Genomic DNA, 24,174 nt, shown 5'->3' on the forward strand with positions numbered 1-24,174 from the left:
GATCGTAAAATTATTCCTCGTGCAAGGCAACAGCCGGATAAATTGCCGCAGCCTGCCTACCCGGATAAAGCGAGCAAACCAGCACCAGCAAATAAATAAATACAATGGCCAGTATTATAGCGGTAATATATACCCCGGCGGCCAAATCAAACACATGCAGTAGCGGAAACTGCACAGCAAAAAATGCGCCTACTATTAAGGATAGCGAAGCCAGCACCAATGATTCGGCCACTATTTGCCCCGATACCGCATTGCCGCTGGCGCCTATTGCGCGGCGAAGGCCAATTTCGCCTTTGCGTTTATTGATGTTATACCAAAGCACGCCAAACAAGCCTAATGCCACGTTAATGATGAGGAAACCGGCCACCGTTAATAAAATAACCATAGGTATTACGGTGGATTTGTTGACATCCTGGCGCATGGAAGGCAGGTGTACAATTTCTACCGACGCAGTTTTCATGTAATTGGTTAAGGTTTTATACAGGCGGCTCTCAAAGGCGGCATCGGCATTAGGGGTTACTTTAATAACCATTTGACCGATATAGCGGAAAGCCCCGGTATCAATTGGGTTAAATATGGCCCGGCCCGCTTTATAGTAATCGCCTTTGTCTTTCATATCCTGCACCACGCCAATTATTTGCAATTTGCCTTTCTCTTTATCCCTATCGCCAATAATTTGGCCCAGGGCCCTGCCGTTGCCAAACAATTCGTTTTTTAAGGTTTCGTTTATTACAACTGGGCGGTGGGCGGCAGCCTTGTCGCCGCTGTTAAACCACCTGCCCTCCAATACATTCATATCAAATACATCCTTATAGCCTGCCCCTACCTTGTAGTTATTAATGCGGCTAATTTGATGGCCCTTGTAGGTAAAACCGGTGCTATTGGTGTTATCGGAAAAAGGTATGTTACCCCCGGCAAAACTAACCTCAACTATTTGTGGCATTGATTTGATGGTTTTGCGCAGCGTTTCGTAATAAAGGGTTAGCGAATCTGTATTTTTAAATTGCTGGTGATCGTCATAATTTACGGCCCATACATGGTTGTATGTAAAGCCCATCGGGGTGTTATAGTTTCTGTAATAGTTTACAATTAATGTAAACACGGCAAACATTACCATAAACGAGATAAGCATCTCGGTTATGAGTAGCGAGTTTTGTTTCTTTTTATTCCAGATTAGTTTAAATAAGTGTTTAAACATGGCTTGTTGATTTTAAAAAAATGAATAATTTTTATTGTGCCTTTAAAGCTGTAACCACATTTAAGCGCGACATGCGCCAGGCCGGGTAAACGCCGGATAGCAAACCAAAAAACAAGCATGCCAACAAACTGTAAAACAAAACGGTGAGGTTAAGGCTAAGGGTGAGGTCTTTTATTAATGCAAGGCTGTTTATAAAATGGAGTACCAGTATTGATAAAATTACGCCTATTAGCCCGCCAATAGCGGTTAGGATAATGTTTTCGACAATAAACTGGTACACTAACGTTTTTGACGATGCACCAAAGGCTTTACGTACCCCAATTTCGCTGGAGCGCTCCATAATGCGGGTAATGTTAATGTTTACCAGGTTAATGGTGGGCAACAGCAAAAACAGCAGTGTTAGCAAACCGGCACCGGCAATAAATACACCCATTCCAGATTTACTGCCCGACCCGGCTAACTGCCTCACCTGGCCGCCAAAATAGGTATCGGCGTTGCTGTATATGTGGTCAAAATCTTTATCGGGTATGGGTATTTTAGGTACCATTTGTTGGTATTCGTTGCGCATTTTGGGTACATCGGCAACGGTAGGCGCCAGCAAAATTGCCGAGTAAGGGCCTTGATATCCATGATCGCGATAGTCGGACTTTGATACTGTATAGGGCAAATACATGTTGCCATAAAACACCTCCGAACTTACCGGCACGCTTTTTACCACGCCTATTACGCGGTACTGAATATTATCGGCCTCAATGTATTTACCCACAACGGTGGGTACATCGCCAAAATAATCAAGCTTGGTACGCTCGCTAATTACGGCTACACGCTGGGCCTGGTTAATTTGAGCCTGGTTGTAGGGCTTGCCTTCTGTAAATTGAAATTCGGCAATGTCCCAATAGGCCTGGTTGGTGTATTTAATATCTATCACCAGCTTTTTATTGTTCACATACGCGTTTGACGAATGCGCCCTCGATGCAATGCCAATCTTCTCGGCAGTTTTTAGGGTGCCTGCATAATGGGTAAGAAAGTAATAAGATGATCCGCTACGGTTAAGCCAGCCTTTATTTGAAGTAAATTCGATAAGGGTAATATACAATGAGCGGTCTCTCTTGGTATCGGGGTAGCCGGGGCTAACCAGGTTGTTTATAAAAGCGGTGGCAACCATTAATATGGTTAGCGTAAAGCTGATGCCAAACAGGCTAATAAAGGTGAAAAACTTTCTTCGCCTTAATACCGCAATGGCTATTTTGAAATAATTTTTAAGCATAATTTTAATTATTGAACTTGTGAACCATCAAATAAGCGTACCAAACGGTGTGTTTTTTTAGCCATATTTTCGTCGTGCGTTACCATTACAATGGTGGTGCCTTCGTTACGGTTTAGGTTAATCAGTATCTCCATAATCTCGTTTCCCATTGCGCTATCCAGGTTACCGGTTGGCTCGTCGGCCAGTATAATTTCGGGTTTACCCACAATGGCGCGGGCTATAGCTACACGCTGTTTTTGCCCACCCGATAATTGTGTAGGGAAGTGTTTCATGCGGTTGCTGAGGCCAACTTTCTCCAATGCCTCTTTGGCCAGTTGGCGCCGCTCGGAGGCTGATAACGAGCGGTATAACAAGGGTAGTTCCACATTATCAAGCACATGCAAATCGTTAATTAAATGGTAGCTTTGAAAAATAAAACCCAGCTTGGTGTTACGAAACTGCGCCAGTTGCTTATCGCCAAAACTCTCTATGGTTTGCTCGGCAATTTTAACCTCGCCTTTTGATGGCGCATCCAGCAGCCCCATAATATTAAGCAGCGTGCTTTTACCACAGCCCGAAGGGCCCATAATAGATAAAAATTCGCCTTTGGCAATATCCATACTAATGCTGTTGAGTGCCAGGGTTTCTATGGTGCTGGTGCGGTACACCTTTTCAATGTTTTTTAATTGTATCATCGGTTTTAGTTTATTTATAAGTTATTTTTTGTTGTTTTTCAAAATCGTAAAGCGAAAGGTAGCGCAATTGGTAATAAGCACCCCAAAAATCGCGCAGGGATGCCACATAATCGCGCTTGGCCTGGTCGTTCTCTTTAAAGGCAATGCTTAGGTCGGTAATACTTAAATCGCCCAACACATAGCGTTCGCGGGCTATCTGGTATTTTTCGCTGGCAATGCTATCGGCTTTTGCAGTTAAGGTTAGCTGTTCTTTCATCATGTTAAACAGGGTAACTTGTGTTATAATTTGCTGCTTAAAGGTTTGCTTATCCTGCTCAACGGCATAGGTTGTAAATTGCTCGATGGCCTCGGCAGTTTTAGTACGAGATTTTGACCGCCCCCAATCCAGTATAGGCACCGAAAACTGTAGCTGTACCACCTGCTGGTCTTGCGGCGAGCGGTACAAATCGGGTATAGTTGCTGCGCTGTTTGAGAAGCCAATGTTTGCCGATAGGGTAGCTATTAAACCGCTCTGGCCCTTGGCTTTGGCCACATCGCGCCTGGCCTCGGCCAAACGCCTAACAAAAGCAATAGCGTCCGACCGGTTTTCGAAAGCTTCGGCCAATACCTTATCGGCCGATACATTAATGTCGCTAAAGGTTGATGGCACGTCTAACGCTATTTTTTCGGTACCTTCCTGGCCGGTGTAGCTGCGCAGGTTTAGGGCGGCTATTTCCATATCGCGCAAAGCGGTGCCTACGGCCTTTTTAGCGTTAAGCTGCTCTAACTGTAACTGTAGTATCTCGTTTTTAGATATTTTGCCCAATTCAAACTTTAAATTGGCTACACGTAATATGTTATTGGTATTGTTTAAATTTAACTCGGCAAGGTGCTGGTTTACCTGCGCCAGCAGCAAATCGAAAAAATAACCCGTTACCGTGATGGATATTTGCTCCTGCGCCTCAATATAGGCCTGCTTGCTTTCGTTGTACTTTAAGGGTTCTATTTTTTTATCCCACTTTAAACTGTTAAACTGAAACAAGGGCTGGCTAAAGCCAATGCCGTAGGGCACGCCATTGTAAAGCACGCTGTTACGGTCAAAATCGTCAAAACGCTGCAATTGCGTGGTGCCGTAAATGGTGCCGCCGGTTGCCGTTAAGCTTTGGCTGAAGTTTAGTGCCAACGACGAGTTATCGTTATGTACCGGCTGAAAAAGGATGCTGCCGTTGGGCTGCACAATTTGGGTGTAGGTTTTATTGTAACCCGGCAATGTGCCGCTTAGTGCCAACTGCGGCTGATAGTTTGATTTAAAAGTACGCCATTCCCAATATTTGGTTTCGCGAACGGTGGTGGCCTGCTTGGCGGCAATGGCATTCCGCTTTGCCAGTTCAACCACTTGTTGCAGGGTGAGGCGCACGGTATCGGTAAGCGGGGCGGCTTTTGCGCCTACGCATAACAACAATACCTGTAAAAAAATAAAAATATAGCGTTTGTATAGTGGTTGCATATCAATTATCGATAGTGAGTTCGGGGGAGTTCTTATACGCGCTCATGTCCGACGTGATTACCACATCGCCGGGTTTAACGCCGTCAAGCAGTTCAACATAATCAAAATTGGCAAGGCCAATGTGTACGGTGCGCCTCTCGGCTTTGTTATTGTGTACCACAAAAATATCCTGTACGCTGGGGCCCTTAAATGCGGCTCCGTTAGCTACCCGCATTATTTTTGTACGGGTTGCGGTAACCAGGTAAACATCAACCTTCATGTTGGGGCGCAATAATTTGTTATTACGATCGTCCAACTGAATATCAAAAGAAACAATACCGTTTTGCACCGATGGCGATACATTGGTAACATGGCCGCGCAACTGCGCATCGTTTATACGTACAATAATGGGCGTACCGGCATGTAGTTCATCTATAGCGTTATCGGCAACACTGCCGGCCACTTTAAAGCTGCTTAAATCGGCAATGCGGGCCAGCGTTTCGCCTTCTTTAATATTTGCACCTATATTTTTATTAACGTAAGTAATTACTCCGTTGCGTGTTGCCACAATGTTGGCCAAATTGAGCTTGCGTTGCAGGGCCTTTAAATCGTTGCGTTGAATATCCGCTGCTATCTCGGCCTCCTTTATCTCAATTTGCATGGTTTGCTGCTTACTTTTTATTTCGTTTTCGAGCTGCTTTTTTTCCAGTTGCGCTACTTTAAGGTTTAACTCAGCCTGCTCTATGCCTTCGCGGGTGCCGCCGCCTGCTTTAAATAAGCGCTTGGCATTTTCAACGGCATCGGTAAGGTTGCTGATGTGCAGTTGCTTAATATCATTATTGGATTTAATATCGAAGAAGCTTTTATTAAGATCGAGCTTTGATTTGCTGATCTCGTTCTGTTTGGATTCGAGCTGAAACCTGAGCTTTTCAAACTCGGCCTGGCTTACCGATTTATCGAGCGTAAGGATGGACTGGCCTGAGTTTACTTTGTTGCCGGCATCCATCAGGGCACTTTTAATAGACGCGTTGATGGGGCTGGTTAATATTTCTTCAAACTCGGGCAATACCTCGCCCGATGCATTAATGGTGTTTTCTATATTACCTGTTTCAACCGTGGCGGTAATAATCTCGGCCTTGGTTACCGTCGATTTTAAATAACTGCGTAACAGCAACACGCCAAGTACCACAACGGCACCGCAGGTAAGTATAATGAATATGTTTTTATGCTTTCTTTTCGCTACAATATCTGCCGAAAGTTCCTTGTCCATTGATGTTTTTTTGAACAAGTAATTACAATGGCCGTACCAGAGTTATTTACTTAAAAATAAGACAGTTAAGATTTTTAACTTTTAAAAAAGTGTTCGATACCGGACAAATATTTCGATATAGCACAGCCGTGTTTTAATACATCCCAAGCTATCTTATCATCAATAACCTTTTGGATGGCTATCAATTATAAACCTTTGTAATCAAAACTTATCACTCCAATTTAAAATAGTAAATTGAGGTAAACAGCTATCTGTTTTATTACCAAATCAGATACCATAATCTTCAGATTTACTTTAGATTTGGGAGGTACTTTCGATTTTTAATTTGCATTTTGGAAATACATATATTGATAACAAAGAATAGATTAAGCCTAATTATTAAATAATCATTCCCTAAATACCTATGCACAACGAGCAGCACGTTACCAGTTCAGAAACTATTAGAGATATTGTAATAGGCATGTCCGATGGGCTAACCGTGCCATTTGCATTGGCTGCCGGTTTAAGCGGAGCCATCAGTTCGTCGGGCATCGTTGTTACGGCGGGCATTGCCGAAATAGTGGCAGGCTCAATAGCCATGGGTTTAGGCGGCTTTTTAGCCGGCAGAACGGAGGTAGACCATTATCAATCGGAATTAAAACGCGAATATGATGAGGTTGAGAGAGTACCCGAACAAGAAAAAATTGAGGTGATGGAAGTATTTGCCGACTTTGGATTATCAGCACCCTTGCAACAGCAAATTGCCGACGAGATGAGCAAGGATAAAAAAAAGTGGGTTGATTTTATGATGAGGTACGAACTTGGCTTAGAAGAGCCTCACGCTAACCGCGCAACCAAAAGTGCAATTACCATAGGCTTATCTTATATTATTGGCGGCATAATTCCATTATCGCCTTATTTAATAGAAAGCAATTCGCAAATTGCATTATACTATTCGTGCGGTATCACCCTGATATGCCTTTTTATATTCGGCTATTTTAAAAGTAAAATGACAGGGCAGCCTGCTTTTAGCGGTGCATTTAAAGTAGTAATTATAGGTGCCCTGGCCGCCGGAGCAGCCTTTATGATGGCCAAATTAATTAACGGGAAATAAGGATAATTTACAAAACGAAAATACTGTAGTATGCTGCTAAACCAATAAGTAAAAGCACTTTGCTTTTACTTATTGGTTTACGGCTCCTCCGTTAATCATATCCGATACTATTCCCTTTCCTTCTTTCCGTTCTGCTAAAAAAACACCTATTAAATGTACTGCTATAAAGGCTAACACCAGGTACATACAAAAGCCGTGAACCTCTTTAACCGAATGTCTTATGGCTTTATAAGGTGCAAGTAAGTCTTCAAACGCTAAAAACAACCCCGTTATAACCATAACGGCAAGCACCCCATAAAAAAGCAGATAAATAAATTTTACGGTAATATCGTGCCTGGCCAGCTCCCTGTTTTTTTTGATTGTATTAAATTGTGCGTAGGCCATTTTTAGCTTTCTGATTAGTTTTTGATCGGCAACCTGAAAAAACTCGAGTATTAAACGGAATAAAAAAAGAGCTGCTAAACCATAGCCAAAATAGGTATGTATTTCCCACGTTTTATCACCCAAGGCGTGAGCAACCGAGCGGGCCTGCCCATCGCTAACCGTTACGCCCGATTGGGCAAATTCTGCTTTTATTAATTTAGCATTGGCATGCTTGTTAGTTAATGTAGAATTTATTAAAACTGTAATTAACGAGCCGCTTATGACAATTAAATTGGCCCAGTGCCATAAACGTAGAGTGGCCGAATAACTTTTTGCTTTGGTATAACCAGCATCTTCATGTTTTACAGGTTCTATAAGGGTCATAATTTTATGTGAGGGTTTTTATTTTAACTTTTAGTTACTAAGCTAAACACCAAAGTTGAAGCAATGTTGAAGTTTTGTTTTTTTTAACTAAAAGCAACAATTAACTGCTTCAGAATTACTTCAAATTAGAATAATATATTTGTTAAAAAAAATTGAAAATACTAATCATAGAAGACGAAAAAGCACTTAACGAAAATATCGCTTCGTATTTTAGCGGAGACGGAAATATTTGTGAAAGCTGCAGTAACCTGAAAGATGCCATTGCCAAATTACACTTATATAATTATGACTGTATATTACTGGATATTGGCCTGCCAGACGGTGAAGGCTTTGCTGTGTTAGATTTTTTAAAGCTTCACAAAAAGGAAGAATCTGTACTAATTATATCGGCCAGAAACTCGGTAGACGACAAAATTAGGGGCCTTAACATTGGCGCAGACGATTATTTAACCAAACCTTTCCATTTAGCCGAACTCAAAGCCAGGGTAATGGCAATTTTTAGGAGAAAAAACCTGGCGGTAAGCAATCATTTAATATTCAACGAAATATCAATTGATTTGTTAGGCAGGGTTATTGAAGTTAATAAAATGCCGGTAAATGTTACCCGAAAAGAATACGATATGTTAATTTATTTTATCGCCAACAAAGGTAAAGTGATTTCTAAAACAGCCATTGCCGAACATCTTTGGGGCGATGAAATGGATATGCACGATAACTTCGATTTTATTTACACACACATAAAAAACCTGCGGAAAAAGTTACTGGAGGCCAACGCTAAAGACTACATGAAATCGGTATATGGTATTGGCTATAAATTTAGTGCCGAATGAAACTCTCTGCTCATTATAACAAAGCCAGTATAATTGCTACAGTTACCGTTTTAATTTTTGGTGCAATAGTGTATTTTTTTGCAATAAGCTATATCTCTAAAAACCAAATAGACCAGGATTTATCTGAAGAACTTGAAGAGGTTATTGACTATGTAAACGCGCACCATCAACTTCCTAAATCTGTTGACTTTGATGAAGACCAAACGTTTTTTTTTAAAACAACACAAAAAAGCTTCAAAACCCAATTTTACGATTCGGTTTATAAAAACCCAAAAGAGAACCGAAACGAGGCAGGGCGCACTATTGCTGCCTTAATTAAGTTAAATGAGGAGTATTACAAGGTTACCATAACCATATCCAGAGAAAGTACAGAGTACTTAATACAAATAATTGCCGCAATTACCCTCGGGTTAATGACGGTGCTGCTCATCATTTTGTTTTTAACAAACCGATTTGTGCTGAATGGTTTATGGAAACCATTTTATATTTTACTCAACCAAATCAAACTGTTTAAGGTATCCGAAACAACTGATATTAAACTGATAAACAGCAATGTTGATGAGTTTAACGAACTTAATAACGCCATTCAAATTATGGCATCCAGGGTAAAAACCGACTTTCAGCATCTTAAAAATTTTACCGAAAACGCGTCGCACGAAATGCTGACGCCCCTTGCCGTTATTACCTCTAAGCTCGATACCCTCATCCAGGACGAAACCCTTAGACCATCCCACTACAAACAAATTAACGATATTTACGCAGCCACCAATAAGCTATCCCGCTTAAACCAATCGTTGCTGCTGATAGTTAAAATTGAAAACAACCTGCTAGATGATGTAGAACTTATTAATTTAGAAAAACTACTTATTGAAAAAGGGCGGCAATTTCAAGAACTTATATCCTCAAAACAACTCACCATTGTAACCGACCTGAAAAGGAAAGAAATAAGGGCCAGCAAGTATTTAATAGATATGCTTTTAAATAATTTGTTTAGTAACAGCATACGCCATAGTGCTAATCATGGCGAAATTAATATTCATCTATCAGATACGTATCTAATTTTCAGGAATAGTGGTTTGCAAGCGCTTGATGCCGAAAATGTATTTCTACGTTTTCAAAAAGGCAAACACTCCGAAGGTACCGGTTTAGGCTTAACCATTGTGCAAAATATTTGCAGCTCAAACCATTGGGCCATCAGCTATTCGTTTCAAAACGCTATGCACTCGTTTAAAATTGTGTTTTAAAACTTTACTTTTAACGGGTAAAGTAACAATTGCTGATAACGTAAAAAGAATGCCACAGAGGTCACAGGCGGATTTGAACCGCCGTAGAAGGTTTTGCAGACCTTTGCCTAACCGCTCGGCCATGTGACCATTAAAAAAACAATACTCAAATTACCAATGGTAAAGTGGTGCCATCTCAACAATACCGTAAACCTAAGCCGATTTACGATCGTTACTGTAATTTGCGGCCTCGTAAACAGATGTTAAAACATCATTTGTTGAAAAACTCTCTACCAGATCAAGATCAAGGTGATGGTAAACCACTTGCTTTAACGGGTTAATTACGTAAGTGGCCAATAAAGGCACGTTTTCGTCAACACCCGAAAATAAAGTCCACACAGGGCTATCCTCATTATACACCCTAAAGTGTTGGGCAATCTCATTTTTGGGGTCAAAGTAAAACGTTAACGACAGGTTATGCTCCCAGGCCAATTTATTTAAAAGCGATTCTTTTTGAGGACTAATAACAACCAGGTTACCGCCAATTGCTTTTACTTCGTTATTTAATTCGTTTAGGCGTAAAAGCTGCTCGATGGCCAGTTGCCCCCAATGCTGCGAGTAAAAGGCAATAACAACAGGTTTAGTTTTAAGTTTAGCAAAAGGGATGAGCGCGTGCGAATCTGCCCCGTTGGTAAATTGATGCCACCGGCCAAAATCTTTTGAAAATGCAAAATCGGGAACAATATTACCTGCTTTTACCGGTACAAGCGGTTTAAAGGGTTTAAATACGAAATCGTTTTCGAGCAAAATTTCGAGCGAATCAAAATATGGGTATTTAGTTTTAGATGACATTTTGGATAATTAAAAATTTACAATAATTGATTAATAGCGATATTAGAATTAAGCACCACATACAGCTAGCCGTAATACTACTTTGTAATATTCACTTTGCCAATACGGATAGTTTGTTAGAAATTTATAAAATGGGTACATGTAACTTTTTGTTAGTGAAACAGAAAACAAGCGACGGGTGAAACTCAACAGCAACACATATATCCCCCGTTTCCGGGTGATTTATAAATTGTATTTGTTATTCGCTTAAACATGATGTTACAAATATAATATATATTCTATAAAATAGGTAGACTTTATAGTTTTTATTTAAAATATTTTTTCAGCTTTTTCTTTTCAACCAAAAAAACCATCCAACAGGATAGTTTTTTTGCCTGTTATATAAATGGTACTCAATGATAAAATGCGTTTTGTGCTGGTTCTAATCAAGTAAAATTTCGTTTTGAGGCTATTTTTTTTTACTTTCGCCGCCCCTCAAATTTAACGTTTGCGCACAATGGCTAATAACAGGTTTTTATACGGTATTGATTTTGGAACAACTAACTCGGCCCTCGCTATTTTTGACGAGGAAACTAAAGAGATTCACAGCACCATCATCATCCCTTCGCTTATCTATTTCTTCCACCAATTTGACGCCAAAAGCGAAAAAAATTATGTTGTAGGCGAAGAGGCCATTGCGGCATACCTTAACGATGGTATGAAAGGCCGCTTTATCAAATCAATAAAACAAATATTATCGCGCACCAGCTTTACCGAAACCCGTATACACAACAAGCGCTACAACGCTGCAGACCTGGTGGCCCTCATTTTAAAAGAACTGAAAGAGCGGGCAGATATATTAACGGGTGAAGACTGCCGCAAAGCAGTTATTGGCCGCCCGGTTTTTTTTGATGACGACAATGTGCAAAAAGATACCCTGGCACAAACCCGCCTTAATAAAGCGGCGGCTATTGCGGGTTTCGAAAACGTGCGCTTCCAGTTTGAGCCTATTGGCGCGGCCTTTGCCTACGAAAAAAGCCTGGCTAAAAAAGAAAACGTATTGGTAGCCGATTTGGGCGGAGGCACAACAGATTTTACTTACCTGGTGTTAGACCCGGAAAAAGTAGGTAGTAAAGACCGTAAAAATGATATGATGGCCAATGGCGGCATTTATATAGGTGGAGATAGTTTTGACTCGGCTTTTATGTGGGAAAAAGGAACACCCTATTTTGGCAAACACACCCAGTATGAAGCAACTCCCGGCAAGGTGCTTACGGTACCCAAATCGCTTTTTGCCAACATTTGTTCGTGGGAACAAATGAATTTTTTTAACGGGCTGCGCATCCAGAAAGATATTGAAGATTACTATTATTTTTCGGGCAATAACAGGCTCTTTAAAAACCTCATTACGCTTATCGAAAATAACCTGGGCTATTCGGTTTTTCAATCTATCGAAAAAGCTAAAATAACACTATCAAACGCAGTTACTGCCAATTTTAGCTACCATAACATGGGGGTTGAAATTGAGGAAGAAATACCCCTTGATGTTTACGAGCAAATTATTGCTAAAGACGTTGACCGCATTGCCAACTATTTAGATGATTTTATGCTGCAAAACAACATTGATGCCAAAAACATAGATAGCCTTTTTTTAACAGGCGGCACATCTATGGTAGGTAGCATTCAAAAACTATTTAAAAACAGGTTTCCGCATGTGAGCCTCAATTCGGGCGATAATTTCAAAAGCGTAGCCAAAGGGCTGGCCTACAGCAGCTATTTATTTGAAGACTAAAAGTTGGCACCGGGGCTTACGTAAAAACCAAACCTTTTACGCCTGGCAATTACCCGCCCCCGCCAACGTTGATAAATGATATAGGATAAACAAGGGTGGTAAAGCCACTATTTTTTACTTTTGCTGCATGACTGATACCGAACTGATTGCTTATTTTGAAAATGCCACCCTCCCCGAAATGTTAAGGGTAGACCGTGCCACCAAACAGTACGAATTACCCCGCTACGCTAAACAGCATATTGACCTGCTTAAACAAAACCCCGACGATAAAAATGCCCGCTTTTGGTTATTAAGGATAAAAAAAGCATTGGATAAACCTTTTAGCGGCCAGGAGGTACCCCGTTTTTAAATTGTTGCCTGTGAAGCCTAAGCTGCTTTACCTTTTCAATAGTTCAAATTCATCAACCAACCTGATATCGTCCGACGCACTGCCTATCATCACGCCAAACATACCGGGCTCGGTAACCCATTGCATTTGTTGGTTGTAGAGTGATAGCTTTTGCTTGTTGATAACAAAAGTTATTGTTTTACTTTCCGAAGGCATGAGTTTAATTTTACAAAAGTCTTTTAGCTCCTTAACGGGCCTTGTTACACTGGCTACCCGGTTACGAAGGTATAGCTGCGCAACTTCTTCTCCTGCATAATTACCGGTATTGGTTACCGTAAACGACGCAATTATTGATTGCAAATTATTGATAGCCTTTGCACTTAATTTTAAGTTACTGTATTTAAAGGTTGTGTAACTCAAGCCGTAGCCGAAAGCAAATTTCGGCGTGTTTGATACATCCAAATAAGCCGATTTGTAAGCACGGTCATTATCGTTTATCAATGGTCGGCCTGTATTTTTAGTGGCGTAATAAATCGGGATCTGCCCTTCAGACTGTGGGAAAGTTATCGGCAATTTGCCAGAAGGGTTATAGTCACCAAATAAAACATCGGCCATAGCGTTACCTGCTTCAACGCCCAGCCACCAGGTATATAGTATAGCGGGCACACAATCGGCAGTTTGGTTAAATATCAGCGGCCTACCTCCCATTACCAATACCACAACAGGTTTGCCGGTAGCTTGTATGGCTTTAACCAGTTCTTCCTGCACGCCGGGTATATGAATGTTTGACCGGCTCTTGGCCTCTCCGCTCATATCATAGCTTTCGCCGATGGCCATAATAACCACATCGGCATTTTTAGCGGTGGCTATGGCTTCAGCAAAATCAACCTTCGATGTATCGTTAATATTGCAGCCTTTTGCAAATAGCAATTTAGTTTGGCCGCCAAGTTTATTTTGTACACCCTCAAAAAGCGAAACCGGTTCGGTTTCATGGGCAACTCCCCAGGGTAGTGCCCAAAAGCCGTTCATATCTTTTTTTGCTTTTACCAGCGGACCAATTAAAGCTATAGTTTTTAAGTTTTTTGCAAGCGGCAATAAGCTACCTTCGTTTTTTAACAATACCATACTTTTTTGCGCAACTGCCCTGGCCGCATTGCGGATAGACGGCGAATTAACTATAGCCGCTTCCCGTTGTTGGTTACAAAAACGAAAAGGATCGGCAAACAAACCCAACTCAAACTTTTTAGTTAAAATTCGTTTCACCGCATCGTTTACCGTTGCTATTGATACCCTGCCGCTTTTAACCAGTATTGGCAGATTGTTGATATAACTGCGGCCCTCCATATCCATATCGCTGCCGGCGTTTAAAGCAACCCGTGCAGCTTCGCTGTTATTTTTAACAAAGCCATGGTTTACCATTTCGGGTATCGAGCCCCAATCGCTCACCACAAAACCGCCAAAACCCCACTTTCCCTTCAATATATTGCGCTGCAGGTATGAATTACCTGTGGCCGGTATGCCGTTCAGCTCGTTAAAACTATTCATAAAAGTTGCAGCCCCGGCGTCAACTGCCGCCTTAAACGGTGGCAGGTAAACTTCCCAAAGTGTTCTGTCGCTCATATCAACCGCATTGTAATCGCGGCCAGCTATGGCTGCACCATAAGCTGCAAAGTGTTTTGCACAAGCCATAACGGCATCAAGGCTGCCCAGGCCGTTACCCTGAAAACCTTTAACCCGCGCAATAGCTATTCGCGACCCTAAGTATGGGTCTTCGCCTGCGCCTTCCATTACCCTGCCCCAGCGGGGGTCGCGGCTAATGTCTACCATTGGTGCAAACGCCCATTGTATTCCGGATGCTGCTGCTTCGGTAGCTGCAAGCCTTGCCGAGAAGCCTATTGCATCCATATCCCAGCTCGCGGCTTCGGCCAGTGGTATAGGAAAAGTAATCCGGTAGCCGTGAATTACATCTTCGCCAAATAGCAGCGGTATTTTTAAGCGCGACTGCATGGCGGCTTGTTGATAAATACGGGTATCGGCAACGCCGTTTACCTTCAAAATAGAGCCTACTCTGCCTTGTTTAATTTCGTCAATCATGTTACCGGTGCTGCTAATGGGCCCGGTGGCATTTTTATAACTGGCATATTGGTTTAACTGCCCAATTTTCTCTTCCAACGTCATTTTAGCTAAAAGTTTGTTAACTTTTTGTTGAATAGCAATTTTAGCCTCGGATTTAAATGTTTGAGCGTTTAAGCCGGTTACATAAGCAAGTAAAATAAGCAGCAGGAAACATTTGCGATAATTGGAACGAAATAGCAGCATCGTAATTTGTTTAAAAACCTGCCCCGGCGCAAAAGCCGGAGCAGGAAAAAAAGGGGTCAGTTAAAAAAAGATAGATTTATTGGTAAACTCTAATATAGTCAACCTGCATGGTGGCGCTGGTTATGGCAGGGTCAACAGAGCCGCCAAAAGTGCCACCCATAGCCACGTTTAAAATAACAAAGAAATCGTGATTGAAGGGAATGCTGCTTGAGTTGGCAACTGTTTGAAACAAATTACCATCAACATAAATTTTTATTGCCGAAGGCGACCAATCGAGCGAGTAAATATGGAAACTGGTGGTTGCATTGGCAATTATGGTTGTATTACCGTTACCGTTAGCACCCGAGTGGCCGGGATAATGAAGAGTGCCATAAATTTTATTGGAATTGCTGCCGTTTTGCTCCATAATGTCTATTTCGCCACAGGCAGGCCAGATCATGGTATCAACATTACTGCCAAGCATCCATAATGCCGGCCAAGGGCCCTGGCCCGATGGTAACTGCGCACGAATATCAACATGACCATACGTGAACGCGAATTTATTTTTTGAAAGCAGCCTGGCCGAAGTATAGGAGCTGCCGTTATAACTTTCTTTTAAAACCGTAATTTTAAGTACTCCGTTTTGTACAACAGCGTTTTGGCTACGGTTTGTATAATATTCCTGTTCGGAGTTGCCCCAGCCGCCACCGCCTAAGTCATAACCCCATTTATTGGGATCGGGTGCGCCATCGGTATTAAATTCGTCCGACCAGATCAAATTCCGTTTAATGCCAACGGCTATGGTGGTATTGGCAGAAGCAGTTTGCCCCGACGAACTTTTGGCTACCACATTAATAGTATAATTACCCGTTGCCGAATATTTATAAGTAAGCAAGCCCGTTGCCGAAGTTTGTATAACCCCGTTGCCCAAATCAATATCGTAAGTAACGGCATTGCTTGCGCTGGCGGTAATGTTAACATTGCCGCTGCTATCGGGCACGGCGGTAGCACTTACCGTAAGGTTTGTTGGAGGCAAATCGGTACTGCCGGCGCTTTGGCCGCCTTTGCTACAGGCTATTAAAAAAAAACTGAGGATGATACATCCGTTCAAAAATATTTTCATGGTTAAGTTTGTATTAGGTATGCAAACCCGGCAATAAATAAAGTTTACCGCCGGGTTAAGTGTTATTATTATTTGGCTCTTAAAATTTGGTACCATGCATTTCCGTCGATACCAATACTACGCAGCACCATAACGGTAGCACTAAGCGAAATAATTTCGTAAGTAGTGCCGCCTGTTCCAAAATTTACAAGGCCAAAACCAGGTACCGCAAATTGCACCCCGGTTGAATTGCTTGCGCTGGAACCGCTGTTAGCTGCCGAGAAACCAAGGGTTTTAGCTCCGCCAATATTAATTGCATAACAACCATCGCCGCCTGCCTGGCCATAAAAACCAGTTGCTGCACCAATAATAAATGACGAACCCAAATTATTGTCGTTCATGGTGATAGAGTTGGCGCTGGCCTGGGTAAATGTAATGGTACCGGCGTAGGCACAAGCAGTAGCCGATTTTTCGTTAGGGGCAGCTTTGTAATAGTCGGGGCTAAAGGTGGCTGCCGGGCCAACACCAAAATGCCCTAAGGTATCTTTAGCAACAGCCCAGTTTTTTGACGAACCATTGGTTAACAAGCTTACAATGTTTGCCGGTATTTGGTACTTATACAAAATTTTAATTTGCTTGCTTAACGTTGAAACCGAGCCGCCCGTACCAATAGCATTTACTGTAATTGTATAGGTATTGGTATCCAGTTTGGTATACTTATAGGTACAAGTACCGGTTGGGGCAAGTACCGAATCGCCGGTGCCGAAATATATTTTATAACTCAGGGCATTGTTGGCACTTGCCTTTATGGTAATATTTCCCGATCCATCGCCGGTTGGTGTAGCCGCTGTGGCTCCCTGTATGGTAGCAGTAAGGGCAATATTATCCGGCGTAATAATTTTCCCGAAAGAATAGTCGGTTTTTTTACAGGCGGCAATAAAGGCTGCAATCGCTAACAGCAATAAAAGGTAATTAATTTGTTTTTTCATGTCTTAAATATTTATCGGTCTATAAAAACATCATGTTATCCCAATAGAAAACTGCCCCGGTGCCACTGTTGTTAAAATCGAAAAATATGGATGCCATATCGTAATGATAACCCATATTAAGCGTAGCAGTGCCGTTGGCCTGGTTACTAAAGTTAAAGGTTAAGGTTTCCCATTGGCCCGCAACGGTTGTTAAAGCTTCGGTTTCTACCGATTTGGTATTGTCGGTATGGTCTTCCACCTTCAGCCTGATGTGTAGGCCTGCGGCTGGCGAGTAAACCTTAACACTCATGCTGGTATGCCCTGCACTAAAAGGCAATAATGATGAAAAACCTAACCCGTTGCCAACCGTGGTACCTGCCCATGTTTGTGCGCCCGATGTTTTGATGGTTTTTATAACATGGTTGCTGCTATTTGCAGGATCAACAACCAGTGCCGAGCTGTTGCCGCCAAAATCGGTTACGGTGTAGTCAACTGTGGGGTCGTCAAAAGTTACGGGTACGCTAACCTGGGCCAATCCGGCGGCTGCCATTTTTAGGTTGTCGAAATAAAATGTCGAGCCGGTACCTGCATTTCCAAAATCAAAAAACAGGGATGCCTTATCGTATTTATTTGCCGCACTCCATGCCGATGTGCCCGAAGCTGGCTGGCTCAAATCGAATGTTAAAGTTTCCCATTGGTTTGCAAGGGTGGTTTTCACATCCGTTTCAACAGATTTTGTACCATCGTTATGGTCTTCAACTTTTAACTTAACATCTAAACCCGCCGCAGGCGAATAAACCATTACCGTCATTTTAAGCGATGAGGCTGTTAGTGGTATTACTTGCGAGAAGCCCGTTGCTGTACCAACGGTTGTACCCGCCCATACCTGCGCACCTGTTGTTTTTACAGCCTTCATAACGTGATTGCTGCTGTTGGCTGGGTCGGTTGCAAACGAGGAAACGTTACCGCCAAAATCGGTCATGGTATAGTCTGTCGTGGTCGATTCAAAACTAACCGGCAGGTTAATTTGTGTAAGGGCAACGGGCATCATCATCAAATTATCGAAGTAGAAGGTTGATCCTGTTCCGTTATTACCGAAATCGAAAAAGATAGATGCCAAATCGTAAGTATTTGCCGAACTGTATGCCGGTGTTCCGGTTGCCTGTTTGCTAAAATCAAACGTAAGGGTTTCCCATTGCCTGCTTAATGTTGTTTTCACATCAGTTTCTACAGATAAACCGGTGTTTGGGTTGGTATGGTTATCCAGCTTTAACTTTACATCAAGCCCGGCCGCAGGCGAATAAACCATAACCGTCATTTTTAACGAGTTTGGTGTTAACGGCACCGGCAATGCAAAGCCGTTACCCAGCGTTGTACCTGCATAGGTTTGAGCACCTGCGGTTTTAATGGCTTTCATTACATGGTTACTGCTATTAACAGGATCGACACTTAATGACGACACATTGCCACCAAAATCAACAGTTGTATAATCTACCGATGCATCGTCAAAAGTTACAGGGAGGCTAATTTGTTTACCAACCTTAACGGTATCTAATATCTGGGTAGTTTTAGATCCGCCGCTGAGCGCAATAACGGTAATTACGTAAGTGCCGGCATTTAAATACGTGTGGTTTATTGTTGTACCAGGTAATACCGAAGTAAAAGGCACCGGCTTAAATGTAGTAGAATCGCCGTAGTAAACCTTAAAAAAGGTAGCGTATTTGGCTGTTGCCGAAAGGCTTACCGTTAAATTGGTTTTACTGAGGCTCACTGCCATATTTTGCGGTGCAGCAAACGATACCACAAGCGGCTGGGTTATAGTTGCCACGCCCCCTTTAATATCGTGGGCAACAATTTTAACCTGATAGTTACCCTCGGCATAAGTATGATCGATACTTTTGCCCGATGCTATACTGCTTGGGTTGGCTGTAGCATCGCCAAAATAAACATCATAAGTAACTGCCGCGCTGCCATTTGGCGTAATGGTTACCAACCCTGTATTATCATGCGTGATGTTAAACATTACCGAAAGATTGCTGGCACTAGCAGCACCCGATACAAATGAAGTATCGGTAAATTGATTGTCTTTTTTACACCCCAGGGCCATACAAAGCGGCAGGATAAGGAGTAATAGCCGTTTAAAAAGTTTCATAATACTTTATTTAATTTGAGATTAATAACCTGGATTTTGTGTAAGGCCCGATATTGCAATTTCTTGCTGCGGAATAGGGAATACTTCGTTTTTACCGGCCTTAAAAGTGCCTGCTAAAACTGTAGCTGCCTGCCCGGTTCGTACCAAATCAAAAAAGCGTTCGCCTTCCATTGCCAACTCTAACCTGCGCTCAATTAAAATAGCCGCGTATAGCGTTGTTCCGGTTGATGTTACATCGTGCGAAGCATCTGATACCTGGAAAGCCCTGCGCCTAACCTGGTTTAAGTATTGCTGTGCTTTGGTATCATTTGGCGACGAGCTTTTATTATAGGCTTCGGCGGCCATCAGCAACACATCGGCATAGCGTATTGTCCTGAAATTGTTTAAATAGTTTAGCTCCTGCTGGCCACTGGTTTCGCCTTTGCGTGGCAGGTATTTTTGGTTATATAAACCCGTGTTTTTATACGGCGCAAGCTGGTAACTGATGTTATATGATGGGTTGGCAGCTTTGTAAGCTTCAATATCTAACACGGTGACTGCTTTACGCTGATCGCCGGCGCTGTAGGCCGCGGCAAGGTTTTGCGTTGGCAAGTTAGTACTCCACCCCGCAGCATACGGCATTGGCGAATTGCCGTTGATGTTGCGCACCCCGCATTGCTGTACAGCGTAATTGCCCTGGCCCTGCAACACGTTTGACCATTGATAATAAGGCGATGTATTGGTGTATTGTATTTCGAAAACCGATTCGGGCCCGTTTTCGCCGGTAGCCAAAAATATCGATGCAAAATCGCTTACCAATACAAACGCATTGGCATTAATTACATTTTGCAACATGGTTGCTGCCTGGTCGTATTTTTTTTCGTACAGGTAAATTTTACCTAATAACGCTTGCGCGGCGTACTTGGTTATGCGGCCCTGTTGCAACTGCACGGTAGGCAAAACAGAAATGGCGTTATTAAGGTCTGCCTCAATTTGCGCGTAAACTGCAGATTTGGCGGCTCTGGTTAATTTACCTGAGCTGGATGGGTCGAGCCTTTTATCGATAAACAACGGCACATCACCAAACATTTTTACCAGGGTAAAGTAGTAATAGGCGCGTAAAAAATAAACCTCGCCATACATGGCATCCTTACCTGCAAAATTAACCGCTGTACCAGCCGGATTGGTGGCTTTGTATTGTGTTAAATAATTGGCGCGGTTAATACCTTCGTAGGCATATTGCCAAATGCCGGCCAATGTGCCATTAACGGGGTTGGTAGTATAATCATCTATCTGTTGTAAATCAAGCACATCCGATGCGCTTTCGCCACCGGTTACTGCATTGTCTGACGCGATATCGCCAATAGGAACTACCTGATTGATCCATTGCAGCGGGGTGTAAGCGCTAACTTCCATGGTACGATAGTCAGATTCGGTTTGCAAATAATCCAGAGCGGTAACCTGATATGAATCGTGCGGATTGTAGTCTACAAATTTTTGGCAGGCTGTTGTAATAGTTATCAAACTAAAAACACTCACCATTTTTAAATATTTTTTCATTTTCTATTTTCGATTTAATGATGATTAAAATTTAAGATCAAGTCCAAAAGAAAAAGTTCGGGCTTGCGGGTAAGCACCATAATCAACACCGGAGTTTAAAATACCACCCGAAATTTCCGGATCGTAACCTGTGTACTTGGTTAACGTATAGGCATTTTTTACCTGGCCATAAACACGCACAGTATTAAACACCTTGCCTGTGATAGACTGAGGGAAGGTATACCCTAATTGCAGGTTTTTAACTTTGGCGAATGAACCATCCTCTACATACCTGTCGGATACGCGGGCATTGTTGTTGGCATCGGTAAAGCTGTAACGGGGGTAACGGGCATCATTGGTGGTGCCGGGGCCCGTCCATCTGCCTAAAACGGCACGCACATTGTTGGTATAATTACCATTGCGCAGGTAAGCTATGTAAATATCATTACCTATTGAAGCATAAACAAATGCCGAGAAATCGAAATTTTTGTAGGTTAGGTTAAGGTTCCAGCCGAGGGTAAACTTAGGGAAAGGATCACCAATTTTAGTTTGATCTTTACTGTCAATTACGCCGTCGCCATTAATATCCTTGTATTTAATATCGCCAGGTTGCGCACCCGCTTGTGTGGGCGATGCCGCTATTTGAGCGGCGGTTTGAAACAAGCCATCCGTTTTATAGCCGTAAAAGTAACCCGGTGTTTGGCCGGCTTCAAAAACAGTTACCGATTGCGATTGGCCGTTAAAATAGGATCCGCCAATAATGCGCGCAGTATTATCAGAATTGGTTGATACCACCTTGTTTTTAGAGGTAGTAAAAGTAGCCGAAGTATTAATTCTTAAATTTTTGCTCAGGTTATCTTTATAACCAAAAGTAGCATCAATGCCTTTACTGCTTGTTGAGCCAATATTAGCCAACGGCGCAGGTACTGTACCCAGATATAACGATTGCGATGGGGTAAACAGCAAACCGTTAACGTTTTTTTGAAAATAATCTGCCGTTAACGAGAACTTGTTTTTAAAGAAATTAACATCAAAACCGGCGTCAAATTGCTTTTGCACTTCCCAAGCCAAATTAGGGTTAGCCTGCGAACCTACAGTTGAGCCGGGCGTAAACACGTTACCAAAGTTATACCCGTTGCTATTGCCAATATTGTTATAGGGGCCGCCGGTAACAATTGCCGTGGTTTGAGGGCTGGTGTTACCATCGTTACCGGTGCTGCCGTAGCTGATCCGGATTTTTAAAAAGTTAACAAATTTAGAATGAAAAAAATCTTCGTTAGAAATTATCCAGCCGGCAGAGCCTGCATAAAAGGTACCAAATTTCTTGTCGGCGCCAAAAGCGTACGAACCATCACGGCGCAAACTGCCCGATAATAAGTACCGCTCTTTATAGTCGTAATTAAGGCGGCCGAAGTACGATATATTTTTGGCAGTATATTCGTAATAGTAACCGGTTTGGGCGTTGGTATTTGTGGCTGTATTAACACCGGTAGCGGCAGTATAATCGGCAAATGTCCACGAGTTGAAGGGAACATCCTGGCGCGATACACCGGCTTGGTTGCCTGTGTTTTCTAACAAGGTTATACCCAGCACCGTTTCAAAATGGTTATCTTTTTTAATATTGAAGTTATAATTAGCAAACGACTCCCACCTCCAATTGAAATTGCTGCTTTTTACCGACGTTACCGAATTATGATCGCCGGTAACAGTACTGCCGTCGGCGTTCATGGTATTATCAACGTTTAAGGGGCCGTAAAAAGCTAAAGGATTGAATGATTTGGAATTATCATTATAATCGGTATAACCAAAACGGCTAGTGAGTTTTAAGTTTTTAACAACATCGTATTGAAACTCAAACTTACCGTCTAATTTATTGCCAGCGTCTTTGTTATAGGTGTTGGCCAAATCTGTTAAAGGGTTATGTACTTCTTGCAGCAACAAATTGCTATAACCATACTGGCCAACTGTATTGGCTACCGTATTTTGTAGAGGCACAGTTGGGTCAAAGTTTAAAGCGTCGCCAATAATGCTGTTAAAGGCGTTTTCTTTAACCCCTTTAGAGTTTAGTAATACAGCGTTTGTATTAACAATAAACTTAAGTTTGGGTGTGAGTTGAAAACTAAGGTTAGCCCTAAAATTTCCGCGTACGTAGTTTGATTTATCAATACCGCCCACAATACCAGCCTGATCTACGTAACCGGCAGATAAAAAATAAGTTACCTTGTCGGAACCGCCAGTTGCCGAAACTGAATGAGATTGCAATGGCGCGTTCTTAAATATCTGATCCTGCCAGTTGGTTCCCACACCAATGGTACTCAGGTTAGGGAAAACCACCCTGCCGCCCGATAGTGTGCTACCTTCGTTAATCATGGCCGCATACTCCGATCCATTGAGCACATCAATGGTTTTAACAACCTGCTGCACACCGTAGTTGCTGCTTATGCTAAACTGCGTTTTTTGATTGTTTTTACCACCCTTGGTTGTAATAACAATAACGCCGTTACCACCTTTAACACCGTAAATGGCCGTTGTGGCGGCATCTTTTAAAACAGTTATTGATTCAACATCGGCAGGGCTTATCGAATTAAAATCGGTAAGCGATTGCTGAACACCATCAATAACAACAAGCGGATCTGAGCCGGCGTATGAAGGGATTCCCCTGATTAATACAGTAGGCGTAGTGCCCGGCGAGCCGCTTTGAATTACGTTAACGCCCGATGCCCTGCCTTGTATGGCATCTTCAACCCGCACCGCATTAACCTTTTCAATATCGGCACTTTTAATAACCGATACCGCGCCCGAAACATTGGAGGCCTTTTGTGTACCGTAGCCCACAACCACAACATCGTTTAATACTTTAGAATCTTCCAATAAAACAATGTTGATAATGTTTTGATTGCCTATCGGTTTATCTTGAACGACATAGCCTATAAACGAAAATGACAGGGTTGCATTAGCGGCGGCTGTTATAGAATATACACCATCTGCATTAGTTGAAACCGCGTTGGAAGTGCCTTTTACCCTCACGGTAACTCCTGGCAAGCCAAGGCCCGACTGATCTGTAACCTTGCCTGATATTTTTACGCTTTGTGCAAAAACGGCAGACACTGAAAACAGTAAAAGCAAAATAATAAAAGTAATTTTTCTTCTCATTGATACTTATTTTTTAATTGGTTTAATGATAGGCGGAGCAATTATACATCCGCTGCTTGCTGACTGTGAAGAGTGGGTACTACGGGCTACCCATAGGCTTTAATGAAAAAGTTCATACGATTATGTTTTAATTGGTTTGGTGTTCAAATTTCCAGAACGGCGATATTGAACGACACAAACATGAGCAATTAATTATACAAACCATCAAACTTAAACCCCAACATAAACCATACATAAGCCTATAAAAAGTACCCTAATGCTTATT

18 protein-coding genes and 1 tRNA gene are annotated in these 24,174 nt (G+C 42.3%); 5 read left to right on the forward strand and 14 right to left on the reverse strand.

Features of this window, described 5'->3' with window-relative positions; genetic code table 11:
* Nucleotides 1–10: 10 nt before the first annotated feature.
* From BDD43_RS23320 to BDD43_RS23340, 5 genes are read right to left on the reverse strand one after another with little or no spacing between them, the layout of a single operon-like run.
* Nucleotides 11–1,198, reverse strand: coding sequence for an ABC transporter permease (locus BDD43_RS23320; RefSeq protein ID WP_121200245.1), 1,188 nt, complete (start codon nucleotides 1,196–1,198; stop codon nucleotides 11–13).
* 31 nt (nucleotides 1,199–1,229) lie between these two features.
* The gene (locus BDD43_RS23325) at nucleotides 1,230–2,465 is read right to left on the reverse strand and encodes an ABC transporter permease (RefSeq protein ID WP_121200247.1); all 1,236 of its coding nucleotides are present in this window, start codon (nucleotides 2,463–2,465) and stop codon (nucleotides 1,230–1,232) included.
* Nucleotides 2,466–2,473: 8 nt separating this feature from the next.
* Entirely contained in the window at nucleotides 2,474–3,139 is a 666-nt protein-coding gene (locus BDD43_RS23330) for an ABC transporter ATP-binding protein (protein ID WP_121200249.1), read from the reverse strand.
* Between the two features lie 10 nt (nucleotides 3,140–3,149).
* Nucleotides 3,150–4,625 carry a TolC family protein gene (locus BDD43_RS23335; RefSeq protein WP_121200251.1) on the reverse strand — a complete coding sequence of 492 codons (1,476 nt, stop codon included), beginning with the start codon at nucleotides 4,623–4,625 and terminating at the stop codon, nucleotides 3,150–3,152.
* A 1-nt stretch (nucleotide 4,626) separates the two neighbouring features.
* A complete protein-coding gene (locus BDD43_RS23340; protein ID WP_121200253.1) occupies nucleotides 4,627–5,874 on the reverse strand; it encodes an efflux RND transporter periplasmic adaptor subunit in 1,248 nt (415 codons plus the stop codon).
* 403 nt (nucleotides 5,875–6,277) lie between these two features.
* Here BDD43_RS23340 and BDD43_RS23345 point away from each other — a divergent pair, with 403 nt between their 5' ends.
* Nucleotides 6,278–6,967: a VIT1/CCC1 transporter family protein gene (locus tag BDD43_RS23345; protein ID WP_211339720.1), complete on the forward strand. Its 690-nt coding sequence runs from the start codon at nucleotides 6,278–6,280 to the stop codon at nucleotides 6,965–6,967.
* A 69-nt stretch (nucleotides 6,968–7,036) separates the two neighbouring features.
* On the opposite strand, the gene BDD43_RS23350 is transcribed toward BDD43_RS23345, so the two are convergent.
* The gene (locus BDD43_RS23350; RefSeq protein ID WP_121200257.1) at nucleotides 7,037–7,714 is read right to left on the reverse strand and encodes a cytochrome b/b6 domain-containing protein; all 678 of its coding nucleotides are present in this window, start codon (nucleotides 7,712–7,714) and stop codon (nucleotides 7,037–7,039) included.
* 152 nt (nucleotides 7,715–7,866) lie between these two features.
* On the opposite strand from BDD43_RS23350, the gene BDD43_RS23355 reads away from it, so the two are divergent.
* Nucleotides 7,867–8,544: a response regulator transcription factor gene (locus BDD43_RS23355; protein WP_121200260.1), complete on the forward strand. Its 678-nt coding sequence runs from the start codon at nucleotides 7,867–7,869 to the stop codon at nucleotides 8,542–8,544.
* Nucleotides 8,541–9,788, forward strand: a complete 1,248-nt coding sequence (locus BDD43_RS23360) for a sensor histidine kinase (protein ID WP_121200262.1) — start codon at nucleotides 8,541–8,543, stop codon at nucleotides 9,786–9,788. The genes BDD43_RS23355 and BDD43_RS23360 overlap by 4 nt, the downstream gene beginning before the upstream one ends.
* 58 nt (nucleotides 9,789–9,846) lie before the next feature.
* On the opposite strand, the gene BDD43_RS23365 is transcribed toward BDD43_RS23360, so the two are convergent.
* Both BDD43_RS23365 and BDD43_RS23370 read right to left on the reverse strand, forming a co-directional pair.
* Nucleotides 9,847–9,917, reverse strand: a tRNA-Cys gene (locus tag BDD43_RS23365).
* 63 nt (nucleotides 9,918–9,980) lie between these two features.
* Nucleotides 9,981–10,619 carry a redoxin domain-containing protein gene (locus tag BDD43_RS23370; RefSeq protein ID WP_121200264.1) on the reverse strand — a complete coding sequence of 213 codons (639 nt, stop codon included), beginning with the start codon at nucleotides 10,617–10,619 and terminating at the stop codon, nucleotides 9,981–9,983.
* A gap of 496 nt (nucleotides 10,620–11,115) precedes the next feature.
* Here BDD43_RS23370 and BDD43_RS23375 point away from each other — a divergent pair, with 496 nt between their 5' ends.
* Nucleotides 11,116–12,390, forward strand: a complete 1,275-nt coding sequence (locus tag BDD43_RS23375) for an Hsp70 family protein (protein ID WP_121200266.1) — start codon at nucleotides 11,116–11,118, stop codon at nucleotides 12,388–12,390.
* Between the two features lie 127 nt (nucleotides 12,391–12,517).
* Nucleotides 12,518–12,739: a DUF6965 family protein gene (locus BDD43_RS23380; RefSeq protein WP_121200268.1), complete on the forward strand. Its 222-nt coding sequence runs from the start codon at nucleotides 12,518–12,520 to the stop codon at nucleotides 12,737–12,739.
* A gap of 27 nt (nucleotides 12,740–12,766) precedes the next feature.
* Here BDD43_RS23380 and bglX read toward each other — a convergent pair whose 3' ends face one another.
* The 6 genes from bglX to BDD43_RS23410 form a co-directional block, all read right to left on the reverse strand.
* Nucleotides 12,767–15,037, reverse strand: a complete 2,271-nt coding sequence (gene bglX, locus BDD43_RS23385) for a beta-glucosidase BglX (RefSeq protein WP_121200270.1) — start codon at nucleotides 15,035–15,037, stop codon at nucleotides 12,767–12,769.
* Between the two features lie 76 nt (nucleotides 15,038–15,113).
* Nucleotides 15,114–16,139 carry a family 16 glycosylhydrolase gene (locus tag BDD43_RS23390; RefSeq protein ID WP_211339721.1) on the reverse strand — a complete coding sequence of 342 codons (1,026 nt, stop codon included), beginning with the start codon at nucleotides 16,137–16,139 and terminating at the stop codon, nucleotides 15,114–15,116.
* Between the two features lie 68 nt (nucleotides 16,140–16,207).
* Nucleotides 16,208–17,107: a hypothetical protein gene (locus tag BDD43_RS23395; RefSeq protein WP_121200273.1), complete on the reverse strand. Its 900-nt coding sequence runs from the start codon at nucleotides 17,105–17,107 to the stop codon at nucleotides 16,208–16,210.
* Nucleotides 17,108–17,126: 19 nt separating this feature from the next.
* The gene (locus tag BDD43_RS23400) at nucleotides 17,127–19,238 is read right to left on the reverse strand and encodes a hypothetical protein (protein WP_121200275.1); all 2,112 of its coding nucleotides are present in this window, start codon (nucleotides 19,236–19,238) and stop codon (nucleotides 17,127–17,129) included.
* Between the two features lie 21 nt (nucleotides 19,239–19,259).
* On the reverse strand, nucleotides 19,260–20,777 hold the full coding sequence (locus BDD43_RS23405; RefSeq protein WP_121200277.1) for a RagB/SusD family nutrient uptake outer membrane protein: 1,518 nt from the start codon (nucleotides 20,775–20,777) through the stop codon (nucleotides 19,260–19,262).
* Nucleotides 20,778–20,801: 24 nt separating this feature from the next.
* Complete coding sequence (locus tag BDD43_RS23410; RefSeq protein ID WP_121200279.1) at nucleotides 20,802–23,909, reverse strand: SusC/RagA family TonB-linked outer membrane protein; 3,108 nt, start codon at nucleotides 23,907–23,909, stop codon at nucleotides 20,802–20,804.
* Nucleotides 23,910–24,174: the final 265 nt, after the last annotated feature.

It is taken from the genome of Mucilaginibacter gracilis, assembly GCF_003633615.1.
In the GTDB taxonomy this organism is placed as follows: domain Bacteria; phylum Bacteroidota; class Bacteroidia; order Sphingobacteriales; family Sphingobacteriaceae; genus Mucilaginibacter; species Mucilaginibacter gracilis.

Excerpts from the sequence above, each read along its gene's own strand:
- BDD43_RS23370 (WP_121200264.1), bottom strand. The coding sequence starts at position 10,619 with ATGTCATCTAAAACTAAATACCCATATTTTGATTCGCTCGAAATTTTG.
- BDD43_RS23405 (WP_121200277.1), bottom strand. The coding sequence starts at position 20,777 with ATGAAAAAATATTTAAAAATGGTGAGTGTTTTTAGTTTGATAACTATT.
- BDD43_RS23395 (WP_121200273.1), bottom strand. The coding sequence starts at position 17,107 with ATGAAAAAACAAATTAATTACCTTTTATTGCTGTTAGCGATTGCAGCC.
- BDD43_RS23360 (WP_121200262.1), top strand. The coding sequence starts at position 8,541 with ATGAAACTCTCTGCTCATTATAACAAAGCCAGTATAATTGCTACAGTT.
- BDD43_RS23375 (WP_121200266.1), top strand. The coding sequence starts at position 11,116 with ATGGCTAATAACAGGTTTTTATACGGTATTGATTTTGGAACAACTAAC.
- BDD43_RS23335 (WP_121200251.1), bottom strand. The coding sequence starts at position 4,625 with ATGCAACCACTATACAAACGCTATATTTTTATTTTTTTACAGGTATTG.
- BDD43_RS23340 (WP_121200253.1), bottom strand. The coding sequence starts at position 5,874 with ATGGACAAGGAACTTTCGGCAGATATTGTAGCGAAAAGAAAGCATAAA.
- BDD43_RS23325 (WP_121200247.1), bottom strand. The coding sequence starts at position 2,465 with ATGCTTAAAAATTATTTCAAAATAGCCATTGCGGTATTAAGGCGAAGA.
- BDD43_RS23390 (WP_211339721.1), bottom strand. The coding sequence starts at position 16,139 with ATGAAAATATTTTTGAACGGATGTATCATCCTCAGTTTTTTTTTAATA.
- BDD43_RS23350 (WP_121200257.1), bottom strand. The coding sequence starts at position 7,714 with ATGACCCTTATAGAACCTGTAAAACATGAAGATGCTGGTTATACCAAA.
- BDD43_RS23320 (WP_121200245.1), bottom strand. The coding sequence starts at position 1,198 with ATGTTTAAACACTTATTTAAACTAATCTGGAATAAAAAGAAACAAAAC.
- BDD43_RS23410 (WP_121200279.1), bottom strand. The coding sequence starts at position 23,909 with ATGAGAAGAAAAATTACTTTTATTATTTTGCTTTTACTGTTTTCAGTG.
- BDD43_RS23380 (WP_121200268.1), top strand. The coding sequence starts at position 12,518 with ATGACTGATACCGAACTGATTGCTTATTTTGAAAATGCCACCCTCCCC.
- BDD43_RS23400 (WP_121200275.1), bottom strand. The coding sequence starts at position 19,238 with ATGAAACTTTTTAAACGGCTATTACTCCTTATCCTGCCGCTTTGTATG.
- BDD43_RS23345 (WP_211339720.1), top strand. The coding sequence starts at position 6,278 with ATGCACAACGAGCAGCACGTTACCAGTTCAGAAACTATTAGAGATATT.
- BDD43_RS23330 (WP_121200249.1), bottom strand. The coding sequence starts at position 3,139 with ATGATACAATTAAAAAACATTGAAAAGGTGTACCGCACCAGCACCATA.
- bglX (WP_121200270.1), bottom strand. The coding sequence starts at position 15,037 with ATGCTGCTATTTCGTTCCAATTATCGCAAATGTTTCCTGCTGCTTATT.